This window comes from Fannyhessea sp. C0108B2 (assembly GCF_056583915.1).
In genome coordinates this window covers 186,395-201,021 of the sequence record NZ_JBWPJQ010000002.1, presented here as the reverse complement: position 1 = coordinate 201,021, position 14,627 = coordinate 186,395, and the positions used below count along the sequence as shown (strand labels likewise).

Annotated in this window: 13 protein-coding genes and 5 tRNA genes; all 18 read right to left on the bottom strand. The window is 46.3% G+C overall.

From position 1 onward, the window contains the following. Positions 1-36: 36 nt before the first annotated feature. The gene (rplK, locus tag AC1DBT_RS01905; RefSeq protein WP_082734871.1) at positions 37-465 is read right to left on the bottom strand and encodes a 50S ribosomal protein L11; all 429 of its coding nucleotides are present in this window, start codon (positions 463-465) and stop codon (positions 37-39) included. Positions 466-660: 195 nt separating this feature from the next. Next, a complete protein-coding gene (nusG, locus tag AC1DBT_RS01900; RefSeq protein ID WP_006302350.1) occupies positions 661-1,206 on the bottom strand; it encodes a transcription termination/antitermination protein NusG in 546 nt (181 codons plus the stop codon). Positions 1,207-1,208: 2 nt separating this feature from the next. After that, a complete protein-coding gene (secE, locus tag AC1DBT_RS01895; protein WP_480018372.1) occupies positions 1,209-1,574 on the bottom strand; it encodes a preprotein translocase subunit SecE in 366 nt (121 codons plus the stop codon). Positions 1,575-1,651: 77 nt separating this feature from the next. Next, positions 1,652-1,727, bottom strand: a tRNA-Trp gene (locus AC1DBT_RS01890). Positions 1,728-1,742: 15 nt separating this feature from the next. Continuing rightward, complete coding sequence (gene rpmG / locus AC1DBT_RS01885) at positions 1,743-1,892, bottom strand: 50S ribosomal protein L33 (protein ID WP_013252477.1); 150 nt, start codon at positions 1,890-1,892, stop codon at positions 1,743-1,745. A gap of 263 nt (positions 1,893-2,155) precedes the next feature. After that, positions 2,156-3,361 carry an elongation factor Tu gene (gene tuf, locus AC1DBT_RS01880; protein ID WP_006302344.1) on the bottom strand — a complete coding sequence of 402 codons (1,206 nt, stop codon included), beginning with the start codon at positions 3,359-3,361 and terminating at the stop codon, positions 2,156-2,158. Between the two features lie 113 nt (positions 3,362-3,474). Beyond that, positions 3,475-3,551, bottom strand: a tRNA-Met gene (locus tag AC1DBT_RS01875). A 16-nt stretch (positions 3,552-3,567) separates the two neighbouring features. Further along, positions 3,568-3,643 (bottom strand) — tRNA-Thr (locus tag AC1DBT_RS01870). Positions 3,644-3,647: 4 nt separating this feature from the next. Further along, positions 3,648-3,731, bottom strand: a tRNA-Tyr gene (locus tag AC1DBT_RS01865). A gap of 397 nt (positions 3,732-4,128) precedes the next feature. After that, positions 4,129-4,203 (bottom strand) — tRNA-Thr (locus tag AC1DBT_RS01860). Positions 4,204-4,473: 270 nt separating this feature from the next. After that, a complete protein-coding gene (locus AC1DBT_RS01855) occupies positions 4,474-5,229 on the bottom strand; it encodes an NYN domain-containing protein (RefSeq protein ID WP_480018371.1) in 756 nt (251 codons plus the stop codon). A gap of 45 nt (positions 5,230-5,274) precedes the next feature. After that, a complete protein-coding gene (gene rlmB, locus AC1DBT_RS01850) occupies positions 5,275-6,348 on the bottom strand; it encodes a 23S rRNA (guanosine(2251)-2'-O)-methyltransferase RlmB (protein ID WP_480018370.1) in 1,074 nt (357 codons plus the stop codon). Between the two features lie 64 nt (positions 6,349-6,412). Further along, positions 6,413-7,885: a cysteine--tRNA ligase gene (gene cysS, locus AC1DBT_RS01845; protein ID WP_480018369.1), complete on the bottom strand. Its 1,473-nt coding sequence runs from the start codon at positions 7,883-7,885 to the stop codon at positions 6,413-6,415. A gap of 54 nt (positions 7,886-7,939) precedes the next feature. Beyond that, positions 7,940-8,431, bottom strand: a complete 492-nt coding sequence (ispF, locus tag AC1DBT_RS01840) for a 2-C-methyl-D-erythritol 2,4-cyclodiphosphate synthase (RefSeq protein ID WP_464360871.1) — start codon at positions 8,429-8,431, stop codon at positions 7,940-7,942. A 12-nt stretch (positions 8,432-8,443) separates the two neighbouring features. Then, a complete protein-coding gene (gene ispD / locus AC1DBT_RS01835; protein WP_464360870.1) occupies positions 8,444-9,160 on the bottom strand; it encodes a 2-C-methyl-D-erythritol 4-phosphate cytidylyltransferase in 717 nt (238 codons plus the stop codon). Further along, positions 9,157-10,233: a DNA integrity scanning diadenylate cyclase DisA gene (gene disA / locus AC1DBT_RS01830; protein ID WP_464360869.1), complete on the bottom strand. Its 1,077-nt coding sequence runs from the start codon at positions 10,231-10,233 to the stop codon at positions 9,157-9,159. The genes ispD and disA overlap by 4 nt, the downstream gene beginning before the upstream one ends. Before the next feature lie 186 nt (positions 10,234-10,419). Further along, positions 10,420-13,047: an ATP-dependent Clp protease ATP-binding subunit gene (locus AC1DBT_RS01825; RefSeq protein WP_480018368.1), complete on the bottom strand. Its 2,628-nt coding sequence runs from the start codon at positions 13,045-13,047 to the stop codon at positions 10,420-10,422. A gap of 17 nt (positions 13,048-13,064) precedes the next feature. Further along, complete coding sequence (gene lysS, locus AC1DBT_RS01820; RefSeq protein WP_480018367.1) at positions 13,065-14,621, bottom strand: lysine--tRNA ligase; 1,557 nt, start codon at positions 14,619-14,621, stop codon at positions 13,065-13,067. Positions 14,622-14,627 lie beyond the last annotated feature (6 nt).

The window sequence follows — 14,627 nt, the reverse complement described above, 5'->3', positions numbered from 1 at the left end:
GTTGCCAGCGACCCAAAAGTCATCAGAAAAGTGTTACTACTCAGCAACCGTAACACCCATAGAACGAGCGGTACCCGCAACGATCTTCTTAGCAGCCTCAATGTCGTTTGCATTAAGGTCGGGCATCTTGATTTCGGCAATTTTGGTTAATTGCTCTTGAGTAAGTTGTCCAACTTTGTCGCGTTGAGGAACGCCAGAACCGCCTTTAATACCAAGCTCTTTGATAATAAGCTTAGCTGCAGGTGGAGTTTTGCATACAAAATCAAAGCTGCGATCTTCGTAAACGGAAATCTCAACAGGGATAATGTCTCCGCCCTTGTCTGCAGTAGCCGCGTTAAATGCTTGGCAGAACTGCATAATGTTAACCTGAGCTGCACCCAAGGTAGAACCAATTGGAGGTGCAGGAGTGGCTTTACCTGCAGGAATCTGCAGCTTAATAAACTTTACAACTTTCTTAGCCATAATGCTCCCTTGGTGTTGTTTGAGGATCTTATTCTCAAAGCTACCCATACTATCTCTTGCATGCTGAGAAGCATATTCTTTCGAATACAACATGCACATCATTCATATCTTACCTGTTTTATGAGCAGTAAAGCAGGTAAGAGAATGTCAAACTTGTGGCTTTATACAAGCCCCGTAGAAAAGCTTAACTTCGCTTTGCTACGCAATAACTTCCACTTGATTCATGGTAAGCTCAACTGGAGTTTCACGGCCAAAGATGGTAAGCGAAACTTTAAGCTTACCTGCTTCAACCATAACCTCGGTAATTTTGCCTTCAAACTTTTCAAGCGGACCTTGGATAACGCGCACAGCCATACCCACTTCGAAATCGGTGGTAATGCTTTGTGGCGTAACCTTTTCTTGAGAAGCGTTTGATTTTCTCATCATTTTATTAAATTCAGAACGACGAAGCGGTGCAGGTTTTCCATCGATGCCAACAAAACCTGTTACGCCGTTGGTATTACGCACAACAGCCCACGAATTATCGTCAACTTCCATGCGAACCAAAACATAACCAGGGAAAACGTTTGTTTCAACGTTTTTGCGTTTTCCATCGCTTTTAACCTGTACAACTTCCTCGGTTGGAATTTTAATATCTACAATCTGATCCTCAAGACCATATGTTTCTATACGGTGCTCAAGATCTGACTTAACTTTATTTTCGTACCCAGAATAGGTGTGAATGACATACCAATGCTTTGCCACAACTAACCTCTCAAACCTGTGAAGCTCACGAGCAGAGCTACAAACCCTGTATCTACAAGCCAAATAACCAGCCCGCAAATAACGAGCGCACAAATAACGGCACCTGAATAATTTTTAAGCTCAGGTTTGCTTGGCCATACAACACGATGCATTTCTGTTTTAACGGCTTTAAAATAGGTTTTAATGCGCCCTCCGTTAGCCTTTTTTGCATCAGACTTGGAGTGCTTGTGTGATGGCTGAAGAGAAGATTGAGCTACTTTGCTAGATGATGCCTTTGTCTCATCGGTAGCGCCATCAGCAGACAAGCGTTCACGCTCCTGCGAACGTGCTTGACGAGCACTTCTCCTTTGTCGCTCTTTTTTTGCCATCAGTTCACTCCTTTAGAGCTCTTCTAAGTATGCATGAAACCGGCTCTCTTCTAAACGAAGAAAGCCGGTGGTATTTCTGGCAGGCCAGGTAGGACTCGAACCCACAACGAACGGTTTTGGAGACCGCCGCTCTACCATTGGAGCTACTGGCCTAATTACATCCGCTAATTAGCGGGTTTCCCTATGAAGGGTGTGTTTATGACACCACGGACAATATTTCTTGAGCTCCATACGATCTGGAGTGTTGGACTTATTTTTGTCCGTAGTATAGTTGCGACGCTTGCACTCGGTGCATGCAAGAGTAACTAAAGTACGCATGAATCCTCCTGTAACTGTTGCCTTCGATAAGACAACACGATAGCTAACGCTATCATTCAACAGTTAAGACTGTCAATAATTGTTTAAGCAAATTACAGAACTTAACAAAACCACCAAATTATCAAACATCGCAGCAAGTCATCTGAGTGATTTCTTCTGTATAACTAAAACGGTAAAATAGGTCCAGCGTCCCTATGTGGAGCACCGGACCTATTGTTTGCTGTAATAAACCTTACGGAATTTAGCAAGCAAACGAGAATGTACTACTCAATAATGGTAGATACACGACCATCGCCTACGGTGTGGCCACCTTCACGAATAGCGAACTTAAGACCTTCCTCCATAGCAATGGGGTGAATAAGTTCACAAGTAACGGTTACGTGGTCGCCAGGCATAGCCATCTCTACTTTACCACCGTTAGCATCGGTAAGAGCTTGTACGTCACCGGTTACGTCAGTGGTACGGAAGTAGAACTGAGGACGGTATCCAGAGAAGAATGGCGTGTGACGTCCACCTTCATCTTTAGTAAGAACGTAGATCTCACCAGTGAACTTCTTGTGAGGAGTTACTGAACCAGGTTTGCAGAGAACCTGTCCACGTTGGATGTCTTCACGTTTAATACCACGAAGAAGAATACCTACGTTGTCTCCTGCTTCACAGAAGTCAAGGGTCTTACGGAACATTTCGATACCAGTAGCAACGGTAGATTGAGTGTCTTTAATACCAACGATCTCAACGGTGTCGTTAAGCTTAAGCTCACCACGCTCAACACGACCAGTAGCAACGGTACCACGACCAGAAATGGTCATAACGTCTTCAACAGCCATCAAGAATGGTTTCTCGTTGTCACGAGCAGGTGTTGGAATGTAGGAGTCAACAGTGTGCATAAGCTCTACAACAGAGTCTACCCACTTTTGCTCGCCATTCAAAGCACCAAGAGCAGAACCACGGATGATAGGAATATCGTCTCCAGGGAAGTCATATTCGCTCAAGAGGTCACGAGTTTCCATTTCAACGAGGTCGATAAGCTCTTCGTCGTCTACCATATCGCACTTGTTAAGGAATACGATGATGTAAGGAACACCTACTTGGCGAGCAAGCAAGATGTGCTCACGAGTTTGAGCCATAGGACCATCGGTAGCAGCAATTACGAGGATTGCACCGTCCATCTGAGCTGCACCAGAAATCATGTTCTTAACGTAGTCGGCGTGACCTGGGCAGTCTACGTGTGCATAGTGGCGCTCCCAAGTTTCGTACTCAATGTGAGCAACGTTAATGGTAATACCACGTTGACGCTCTTCAGGAGCCTTGTCGATGTTCTCGAAAGCGGTGAAGTCTGCCTTGCAGCCCTCTTGCTCGGAGAGAACCTTGGTGATGGCTGCAGTTAAGGTAGTCTTACCATGGTCGACGTGACCAATCGTACCAATGTTAACATGCGGCTTACTACGATCAAATTTCTCTTTGGCCATTGCCGTCCTCCTCTGTGAAAAACAACCTTATCGGCCATTCACTTCTACATGTACTTTCAACTAGAGAGGAGTTGAAAGTAACTTTTTTTAAACGGTTTTCACCGTTAATTTCCTGGTACCGGTGACTGGATTCGAACCAGTGGCATCACGGGTATGAGCCGTGTGCTCTAACCAGCTGAGCTACACCGGCATAAATGCCTGAACAATGGAGCCCGCGACCGGACTTGAACCGGTGACCTCTTCGTTACCAACGAAGTGCTCTACCGACTGAGCTACACGGGCGAAATGGTGGGGGTGCTTGGACTCGAACCAAGGAACCTGGAAGGAGCGGATTTACAGTCCGCCGCAGTTGCCGCTGTGCCACACCCCCATATTTTCAAGCTTCCCACGAACTCTCGTCGTTGTGTTTTCTTCGGCGAAGACATACACATTTGTGAGTTTTTCTTGACTCAATCTTGTTCATGAGCGTAAGCATATTACGACTGAATTTTATTCTTGTCAACCTCTACCACTGACCCGCGCGTATCCATATCATATTTCCACCATAATTGGTAAAACTCGCCGATAGCTCATTGACATTAGGAGGGCTTTTATGATGACTTTTATTGCAAAGCTTATGCCTGTGCCTCACGCTTGCTCTTATGGTGACTCTTATGCTTGCCTGACACGCCCTCTTATGGTTGATGGCAATTCTTATGGCAACTCTTATGCACGCATGACATCAAGATACAAAAAAACCAAGCCGAAGCTTGGTTTGTTTAATTCAGTGGAGCTGGCGATAGGGCTCGAACCTACAACAACTGGTTTACAAAACCAGGGCTCTACCATTGAGCTACGCCAGCATTGCACTATGCATAATATCGTGTTCTTATTTTTTTTGCTACTGTTTTTTGCAAAATCGTTTAAATTTGGCAAAGTTCCACAATTTGCCGACAACAGGTTTCTTCAATAATATAAAGCGTTTGCGCAGGTGATGTTACTTGTAATTGGCAACATTTACGCAGGTGATATTGGTTGTGCTGTCAACATTTGAGCAGGTAATGTTACTTGGAGATGGCAACATGTGTGCAGGTGATAAAGCAGCAAGACGTATTAACTCCTAAACACCCAACTCAGCGATGAGAGAGATCATCCAAAAGTTTCCACAACTTATCGCGCGTTTCCTTTGACACACGCGATTCCACCGTCATCTTTTGATGACTCGTACGCGCAGAATCGGTATGTAAACGTGTATTTTGCTGCTCAACATCGTGCAATAAAAGCGCACTAGTTAATTTAGTAACGTCGTCGCCCACGGTAGAACGAATGGTATTATCCGAGGTAATAAGGGTAATTTTTCTGTTAACTTGCTTTTCTTGCGTAACCAGACGCTCAATTACGCTATCAGCCGTTTCACCGTTTCGAGAAAACACAACACAAATACCCGCTTGAATAGAAACGGCTGGCACACTTGACAAATTCTGTGTTCCGTCAAAAACCACCACTGCTTCGTAACTACCTTGAGCAAAAGCAGCAACGTCGCTGATCAAACGTTCGCGCGCGCGATCAAAAGGGTCGGCATGAGCGGCAAAAGTAGAAGACTCCCCTTCTACCAAGGTATTTCTGTGCAACCTAGAGCTTTGTGCCTGAGCACAAGAAGCATTATCAGATGGAGAAAAAGCAGCTTCGCCCATACTAGACGCGTAGTGTTTGGTAGCCATAAGTGCGTTGTAACCATCAACCACAAGAAGCGGCAAATGAGCAAACGCAGGGCGACAAATCAGCTGCAGCGACTGTTTAGCTCGCCGACCTGCAACTTTTGCAGACGCAGCTTGCGTTTCGCGCTTTCCCAGAGGCTTTTTTGTATACTGATTTTTATGACGACTCATGACTATTTCCGTATGGTAGCAAACTCACGTGCAGACGCAGATGGCTTAAACAGAGAGCGTGTTCTGACGCATCCATTCGTAACACATAACTGTTGCAGCCTGTGCAACGTTAAGCGATTCAATACGGCCACGTTGAGGAAGCTTGCAGATAAAGTCGCACTTTTTTTGTACAAGCGACGAAATACCGTTTTCTTCTGAGCCCATAACCAAACAAACGTTTCCCGAAAAAGGAGCGTTCCATACCGTTTGCTGCGCATGTTCGCTGGCTCCAATAACCCAAAAACCATGCTCTTTGAGCTCGTCGATTGCGCGCGCCAAATTAACAACCTGCGCAATAGGCATATGGAGCACTGCTCCAGCTGACGTTTTATATGCCCCCACACCAACCGATGCACAACGTGCATTTGCAATGATGACACAAGACGCGCCCACCACTTCGGCAGAACGAACAATGGCACCAAAATTGCCTTCATCAACTACGTGGTCGAGCAGCACAACAAGCGAAGCTTGTTTGGGGGCGCTAGGTTGATTGTTGGTGTTTGTAACGAGCTCGCTAGCATTTGCATCGAAAGCATCTGCGGCGCTAGCAGCTTTGCGGTCAATGGTGGCAAGCACATCACTGAGCTCGGCATATGCAAAGGGCGCCGTTTCAAACATAACGCCTTGATGCGCGGCGTGCGAGCTTAATGCGTCCATAGCAGACTTTTTAACATATTCGCACGAAATACCACGCTCGCGGGCACAAGCAATTAAACGCTCAACATCGGCTGTTTGCAACGCGGCGTTCATATTTTCTTGCACAAGGAGCTTTTTAAGTGGCAAATGAGCCTCAAGCGCTTCAAAGCAGGCGCGTCTACCCTCAATCATGGGCGCGTGTGTGCCACGTACACGCCGCGGACGCATGTGCGCAGAAGAAGCACCTGAACTACGCTTTTGGGATGAGAAAGAGCGCGCGTTTGCACTCGAAGAACGTGCACGCGCGTCGCTGTTAACAGCTGCACGCGTACGCTTTTTGTAAGGTGCGCCCTTTTCGCTTGAAGTAAAGCGGGCGATTGGCACATTCTTATTCTTTTTTGTTGGCTTTTTGAAATTGCCTCGTGGATTATGTGTTTGAGCCATCTTGTATTCCCTCATCAGCAGACCTGCTCACCAATACATTAAGCAAGCACGGTGTTAATACCAATTAGTTTTTAACCTTAATGCGCGTACCGTTAGCGGTATCTTCGAGCATAAGCCCCAGTTCTGCAATGCCGTCACGTATTGCATCTGCGCGCGCCCAGTCTTTATTGCTCCGAGCTTCTGCGCGAGCCATAATAAGCAGGCGTGCGGCCTCTTCGCAGCTAGAAGCACTCTGTTGGGTAACCTTTTGCGCTAAGTCAATAATTTCAGCAGGAAGCTCAGATGTTTTAGTTGCAAGCGTAATACCCAAAACCGAGCAGAGTTCGCAAAGCATGTCGGCACAACGAAGCATGGGAGCAACACAGGGATGAGCACCTGCTTCTTCGAGATATTTGTTTGCGTGCGCCATAAGATTAAAAATAGCAGCAAGTGCACCTGCGGCGTTAAAGTCGTCGTCCATTTGCGTATCAAATTCTATTTGAGCATGATCAACTGCATTGCCAAGAGCTTGTTCTGCTTTGCCTAAGGCACCTGATTTTCCCGACTGCTCTGCCGACCAACGTAAGTTTTCTACGCAACCAATAAGTTTTTGCAGGGTTCCGCGCGCACCGTTAAGCCGTTCAAACGAAAAATCAAGTGGCGCACGGTAATGTGTTTGCAGCATAAGCAAACGCACTGCATCGGCAGGATAGGCATCAAGAACTTCTTTGAGCGTGTAAAAATTGCCCAAGCTCTTTGACATCTTTTCACCGTCTACACGTAACATACCTGCGTGCATCCAATAATTTGCCAACGGCTTGTCCCATGCACAGCTTGCCTGCGCGTTTTCGTTTTCATGATGCGGAAACATAAGATCTTGTCCGCCACCGTGAATATCAATAGGCGTTCCTAAATACCTATGTATCATAGCGCAGCACTCGGTATGCCAGCCAGGACGACCTTTGCCCCAAGGACTATCCCAACTGGGCTCGGAAGGTTTTGCGGCTTTCCACAATACAAAATCAAACGGATCGCGCTTGGCATCGTTGACCTCGATGCGCTCACCTGCGCGCATATCATCAAGCTGCCTTCCTGAAACTACCCCGTAGTTGTGATCGCTTCGTACCGAAAAATATACATCGCCGTTATCAGCCACATAGGCATGACCCTTATCAATAAGTATTTGAATCATTGCCTGCATATGTTCGATTTCTGCAGTTGCACGAGGGCGAATGTCGGGATCCAAAATCCCAAAGCGGTGCATTTGCTCGATAAACGCACAAGAATATGTTTTTGCAAGCTCGTCTGCCGAAATGCCTTGCTCATTGGCTCGATTGATGATTTTGTCATCAACATCGGTAAGATTTTGAGCAAATACAACAGCAAAGCCTTTGTACTGTAAATACCGACGAATAATATCAAACGATAAAAACGTGCGAGCGTTTCCTATGTGAATTTGGTCATAAACAGTAGGTCCACACACATACATGCGAACGCGATTGGGTTCAAGAGGTATAAACTCTTCTTTTTTGTGCGTTTTACTATTGTAAATTAGCATGTGAACTCCTTGTTATACAACCGTTGCTTTAAAGGCGTAGCGGTTACTACGTTACTAGTTAATCTTAGCGCACACGTTTTCCTCAAGCAAAACGCATGCCCATGCAGCTATACCTTCTGACCTTCCAACAAAACCTAAACCTTCGGTGGTAGTTGCTTTAATGCCTATATGCTCAAGCGGTATATCCATAACCTCTGCCAATTTTTTGCGCATAAGCTCACGATATGGCGAAATCTTAGGCACTTGAGCCGCAATGGTGCAATCGCAATCAACAATTGCAAAGCCGCTTTGTTGAAGACGTCTTACTACCTCATGCAAGAGCTTACACGAATCGGCATTGTCATATGTAGGGTCATCGGGCGGAAACAGTTGTCCGATATCGCCTAGACGCGCCGCACTTAAAAGTGCATCCATAAGTGCATGTACGCAAACATCTGCATCGGAATGGCCCCATAAACCACGCTCATATGGTATGGTAACACCCCCAATAATACAGGGTCTATCTTTGGTAAACGCGTGAACATCAAAACCGTGCCCTATCCGCATGGTATCTCCTTGCTATGAGTCTTGCGCATTAAAGCGTTGCTCCAGCAAAGTTTTTGCAACGGCAAAATCTTCGGGGAGCGTTATCTTTATATTATCGCGCGGACTTTCAACGCACACCACATCTCCAAACATTTGTTCGACAACTGAAGCATCGTCGGTAACACTGCGTTTGTGCGTAAGTGCATATTCGTGCGCTTTACAGATAATTTCTCGCCTAAAAACCTGCGGAGTTTGCGCCGACCAAAACAGCGCTCTATTAGGTGTTGAGATAATGCGTGTACCGTCAACCGTTTTAAGTGTGTCGCTTACGGGAAACGCACAAATTGCCCCTGCTATATGAGGAGTGGTACGTAGTTTGTTGATACAAGCCTCTATGGTATCAACTTTAATAAGAGGGCGCGCGCCATCGTGGATAGCCACAAAATTAAAGGTAGAAGGTACGTGGCGCAGACCTTCATACACTGAAAGTTGACGCGTAGCACCAGCATGAGCAAACACTATGGGCTTTTGTGTATGCAGATGGCAAACCACGCGCTTTTCCATTTCGGATTGGCGCTCGGCAGCACAAACAATAACTATACAGCCTACCGAAGGCGCTTCTACAAAAGCACGTATTGCCCAATATGAAATGGGATAACCGCATAAGGTGGTGTATTGTTTTCCGCGCGCGTCGCCAAAACGCGAACCCGTGCCACCAGAGGCTATAACGGCGCAGGTATCTGCTGTCATGCGCGCTTGCCCCACATACGGTATAAACTATCAGCCAAAATTGAAGGATTATCCACACCAAGTTCATCGAGCTTAGAGGGGTTTTGTTCAATATCATCCAAAAGCTGTTGCAGTGAGCCAAACTCATCTACAATCTTATCTGCCATACCTTTTCTAACCACTGACACATTAGAAAGCGTTCTTAACCCAAGTGGAACCATAATTGATTCCTCGCCTTTGTTTTCAAATCCAAGAAGTTCGGCTATTTTATCGGGTGCATGCAGCTGCGAATTTGAAATTTCGTGCAATTGCTTACGAATGCGCTGCGCGTGCTCTTCGGACGAATCCTTTGCATAATCTCTAATAAGCAACGTGTAATCGCTTGACGCATTACCAATAAACTCTTCACGCTGCATTTCAATAGTTTTGCCCTCACTACCAAGCTGTAAAATAATGTCGCTTAATTGCTCGGAAACGGTCATAAGCACTTCAAAGAGATAAATGGTATCTGCAATATCAGAAAGCGTTACATAGTCATCAAGCTCAAGTGTGGTAAGGCGCAAAAGAGCACGGTCAAGCTGCGCGCGCGTGCTTTGCATAGAAACCAACATTTGGTTAACCGAACTCATAAGTTCTGGAACCGATTGAAGCTGATGGCCGTGACCGTCCACGTATATAGCAACCACTTGTCTGCGTTCAGACACCGAAATAACCACCGCTTTGGTGAGCAGGCTCATACGCGCTGCCGTACGGTGACGCATGCCCGTTTCGGACGTAGGAAGCGAAGGCGAAGGATTAAGATGATAATTTGCGCGCAAAATCTTAGTTAAGCCGCGGTCAATAACAATAGCGCCGTCCATTTTTGAGAGCTCAAACAAACGATTTGCCGTAAAAGAGATGTCCAAGCGAAAGCCATCGTCACCTGCCGCCAAAACATTATCCGTGTCGCCAATACATATAAGAGCACCAAGATGACCTGCTAAAATCATATCGAGCGCAAAACGCAAAGACGTGCCTGGCGCTGTTTTGCGAATGGCGTCACGCAAGCGTGCTTTAGTATCTTGCGCATCCTCAGGTGTTTGAGATGTGCTCATGGCATCTCCTTTCCTTGGCTTATGCTCTTACACGGTTTATAAAGGTGTTGCTCTGCTTTAACCAACGCGCAACGCCTTCAAAGGCTCCTTCATTTTGACACGAATTTCCTAGGCGCCACAACCATTATATAATTGTTGCACACACAAACGCTTACAAAGTCTGCATGCGGCATAAACTTATGTAGGTTACTCGCTGTATGCTCCACCACTTGCATTTTGAGTGCCAGCGTAAGAAACGCTGCGTTCATGCGATACGTGAGGTGCCACATCTGCAAGTTGTGATCCTTGCGCACGTAAAGCTTGTAACTTTTGTAAGTCTGCTTCGCGCTTTTTGAACACAAGCTCATGCTCCTGTGCGTCAACGTAAACCTCATCGCCTGCGTTCCACTTATGTTCAAGCAAGTCTTCGGCAAGACGATCTTCAACCAAACGTTGAAGCGTACGACGCAAAGGACGTGCACCATAAATAGGATCGGTGCCTTTTTGAGCAATTAAATCACAGGCGGCGTCGCTCAGCGTAAGCATAATGTGCTCTTGTGCAAGTCGATATGCCAGCTTAGAAACCATAAGCCCCACAATTTTTCTGAGTTCTTCTTTGGAAAGCGTGGTAAAGACAACAATTTCGTCAACACGATTAAGAAATTCTGGCCTAAATGAGCGCTTAAGTTCACCTTTAACGCGCGATTTTATTTCTTTGTACGACAGCCCGTCATCACCTTGGGAACTAAAGCCCATAGGAGAAGTGTGTGCAATCTCGCGTGCTCCAATGTTAGAGGTCATGATAATAACCGTGTTGGAAAAGTCTACAACACGACCCTGACCATCGGTTAAGCGACCTTCCTCCAAAATTTGGAGCAAGATATTAAATACGTCTGGATGCGCTTTTTCTATCTCGTCGAACAAAACAACCGAGTATGGACGACGACGAACAGCCTTAGTAAGTTCTCCGCCTTGATCGTAGCCAACGTATCCTGGAGGCGCACCAACTAGCTTGGAAACCTCATGTTTCTCCATAAATTCTGACATGTCAAAGGAAATAAGTGCCTCTTGGGTACCAAACAAAAACTCGGCTAAAGACTTAGCAAGCTCTGTTTTTCCTACACCCGAAGGCCCTAAAAATATAAACGAGCCGCCAGGGCGCGCAGGGTCTTTTAGAGGCGAGCGCGAACGACGAATAGCGTGCGCAACCTTTGCCACTGCTTCTTTTTGGCCAATAAGGCGTTTATGCAGCTCTTGTTCGCAGCGGAGTAATTTTTCTGACTCTTTTTCTGTTAGGCTCGTAACAGGAACACCAGAAATATCCGATATAACACGAGCTATATCATTTGCGTCAACATTTTGTTGCTCGGACGCGCGCGATTTCTCCCAGTCTTTTACCGCATGAGCAATCTTTTGCTCCAAAGATTTTTCGTCATCTCTTACCGATGCCGCATCCTCGTAATTTTCGCGCGCCAGCAAGCGCTCCTTTTTTTCTTTGAGCTTGGCAAGCGCGGTACGCATGGCAATTATCTCGCGCGGCTCGTGACGTTTAACCACCGATTTACGAGCGCCTGCCTCGTCAATCACGTCAATTGCTTTATCGGGCAAAAACCTGTCTTGAATATAGCGATGTGAAAGACGCGTAGCCTCAACTAAAGCATTTTGCGTGTAATGGACGTGATGAAACGCCTCGTAACGAGCACTTAAACCTTTGAGTATCTGCAGCGTTTGAGAAACCGTAGGCTCACAAACTTCAACAGGCTGAAAGCGTCTTTCTAAAGCTGGATCTTTTTCGATGTGTTTGCGATATTCTTCTGCAGTTGTGGCACCAATAACTTGAATTTCACTGCGCGAAAGCGGCGGCTTTAAAATAGAAGCAGCGTCAATGGAGCCCTCGGCAGAGCCTGCTCCTATAATCGTATGAATTTCGTCGATAAACAAAATGATGTTTTTTGCTTTGCGAACTTCGTTAATTACACGTTTTAAGCGATCTTCAAATTCTCCGCGATATTTTGCACCTGCAAGCATCGAAGAAATGTCAAGCGTCCAAATTTGTTTATCTGCAAGGGTAACTGGAGCATTATGCGTGGCTATCAGTTGAGCTAAGCCCTCTACAACTGCGGTTTTTCCTACGCCAGGATCGCCCAAAATAAGCGGATTATTTTTTTGACGACGGGCTAAAATCTGCGCAATGCGCGTGATCTCTTTATCTCTACCAATTACAGGATCAAGTTTTTCTTGTTGCGCCACGGCAACCAAATTTTTCCCATAGCGTTTAAGCAGTTTTCCCATCTTTGAGCGCGCTTGCGAAGCCGATGGAATACCATAGGCAACCTCGGTTAAGTCGTCATCTTGCTCGTCTTGAGTAGACTCTGCGTCTTCTGGAGTTGTGTATTCTTCGCTGTCATCAAGCGCGTCAATTGCCGTACTGAGCGACGAAAACGAAACACCTATACGCGTGAGCACCAAACATGCATGGCTCTCGGGCAGCGCAAGCATGGCAATAAAAAGATCCTTGGTGGTAATTAAACCAGTAGCATGAGCGGATGCAAGTGTAAAAGCCTGAGCAAGCGCGCGCTTGGTGAGTGCAGAGAACGGCACGTGTCCCGACGCGGCGTCGGCAGTACCTGTTGAGGCAAGCGATTCCACAATTTCATATGCCTGCGCGTAGGTAATGTCAAATGACGATAACACCTGCGTAACGGCATTTTCCTCGTCTTTGAGGTATGCGAGCAAAATATGCTCGGTACCAACGTAGAGTTTTCCTACGCTGCGAGCCTCCTCTTGAGCAAGCAATAAGATGTTGCGTGTTTGCGCGGTAAATTGTTCAAACATATGGGTTTAAGCCCCCTTTAGGAATTATCCACCTGAGCGGCAATATCGTCTTTTGAAATGCTTTCGGGCTTCATTTGTGGGAACAACAATACATCGCGAATAGACGGCTGGTCGCAGAACAGCATAATCATGCGGTCGATACCATATCCAATTCCGCCAGTTGGTGGCATACCATACTCAAGCGCGCGAACATAATCGTAATCGTAACCCATTGCTTCATCGTCGCCCATGCCCTTTGCCTTAACCTGTGCCATAAAGCGCTGCGCCTGGTCAACTGGGTCATTAAGCTCGGAAAATGCATTTGCGTATTCGTGACCACAAATCACAAGTTCAAAACGATCTGTTAAGCGCGGATCTTCATCTTTGCGCTTAGAAAGAGGCGAAACTTCTGCTGGATAGTCGCATACAAATGTTGGATCCTGCAGCGTTTGTTCACCCAACTCATCATAAATTTCAAAGAGTAGCTTACCTGCACCCCAGCTTTCTTCCCACGAAATCTCGTGCTTGTCGCAAAGTGCGCGCAAGTGCTCAACGGGCGTGTCCATGTTGATTTTTTCGCCCACAACCTCAGACGCAACATCGGAAAGTGCAACGCTTCGCCACGTGCCGCTCATATTAACACGCTTGTCCTGGTACGTAATAATTTCGCTTCCCTTTTCGCAGCCGCAAACATCTTGCGCAATAAGCTGGAACATTTGTTCGGTAAGCTCTTTCATACCCTGTAAATTGGAATACGCGCAATAAGCTTCCATAGACGTAAATTCGGGGTTATGGGTAAGGTCCATACCTTCGTTTCTAAACTGACGGCCAATTTCAAAAACTCGATCCATGCCGCCAACAATCAGGCGCTTAAGCGGTAATTCCGTTGCAATTCTTAAGTAAAAATCACAGTCGAGCGCATTAAAATGCGTGGTAAACGGGCGCGCATTTGCTCCACCTAAAATTTGATGCATCATAGGAGTTTCAACTTCAAGATAACCTTGGTTTTCCATAAAACGACGAATGAGCGAAATAATGTGGCTGCGCTTGCGAAAAACGTCGCGAACCTCGGGGTTCATAATCAAGTCAACGTAGCGCTGACGATAACGAATTTCGCGGTCACTTAATCCGTGAAACTTTTCGGGCAAGGGGCGCACGCTTTTAGAAAGCAAAACCAGCTTGGTAACCGACACTGACAACTGTCCTCTGCGCGTGCGTACAATCACGCCTGTTGCCTGAATAATATCGCCCAAATCGAGTTGCAAAAGCAAATTCCAGTCTTGCTCGCTCATATTGTTAATGCGCAAAAAGAGCTGAATGGTGCCTGTTTTATCTTCCAAAACTATAAAGCACACCTTGCCTTGACGACGATACGCCCTAATACGGCCTGCAACCGTGTAGGAATCTTCTGTAGCGGCTCCATCTTCAAGTGAGCCATACTGCGTTTCAAGATCGCGCGCGAAAGCAGTAATGGTGCTCGAAATAGGATATGGATTGATGCCTTGCTCAATAAGAGTCTTACGCTTTGCACGACGCGTGGCGCGCTCGTCATTGATAGTTGACTCCGATGAGGTTAAAGACGTAGATTCGGACATTTGATA

Bases quoted from the DNA above. Each gene is read 5' to 3' on its own strand.
- secE (WP_480018372.1), bottom strand. From the start codon at position 1,574: ATGGCAAAAAAAGAGCGACAAAGGAGAAGTGCTCGTCAAGCACGTTCG.
- rpmG (WP_013252477.1), bottom strand. From the start codon at position 1,892: ATGCGTACTTTAGTTACTCTTGCATGCACCGAGTGCAAGCGTCGCAAC.
- tuf (WP_006302344.1), bottom strand. From the start codon at position 3,361: ATGGCCAAAGAGAAATTTGATCGTAGTAAGCCGCATGTTAACATTGGT.
- AC1DBT_RS01855 (WP_480018371.1), bottom strand. From the start codon at position 5,229: ATGAGTCGTCATAAAAATCAGTATACAAAAAAGCCTCTGGGAAAGCGC.
- rlmB (WP_480018370.1), bottom strand. From the start codon at position 6,348: ATGGCTCAAACACATAATCCACGAGGCAATTTCAAAAAGCCAACAAAA.
- cysS (WP_480018369.1), bottom strand. From the start codon at position 7,885: ATGCTAATTTACAATAGTAAAACGCACAAAAAAGAAGAGTTTATACCT.
- ispF (WP_464360871.1), bottom strand. From the start codon at position 8,431: ATGCGGATAGGGCACGGTTTTGATGTTCACGCGTTTACCAAAGATAGA.
- ispD (WP_464360870.1), bottom strand. From the start codon at position 9,160: ATGACAGCAGATACCTGCGCCGTTATAGCCTCTGGTGGCACGGGTTCG.
- disA (WP_464360869.1), bottom strand. From the start codon at position 10,233: ATGAGCACATCTCAAACACCTGAGGATGCGCAAGATACTAAAGCACGC.
- AC1DBT_RS01825 (WP_480018368.1), bottom strand. From the start codon at position 13,047: ATGTTTGAACAATTTACCGCGCAAACACGCAACATCTTATTGCTTGCT.
- lysS (WP_480018367.1), bottom strand. From the start codon at position 14,621: ATGTCCGAATCTACGTCTTTAACCTCATCGGAGTCAACTATCAATGAC.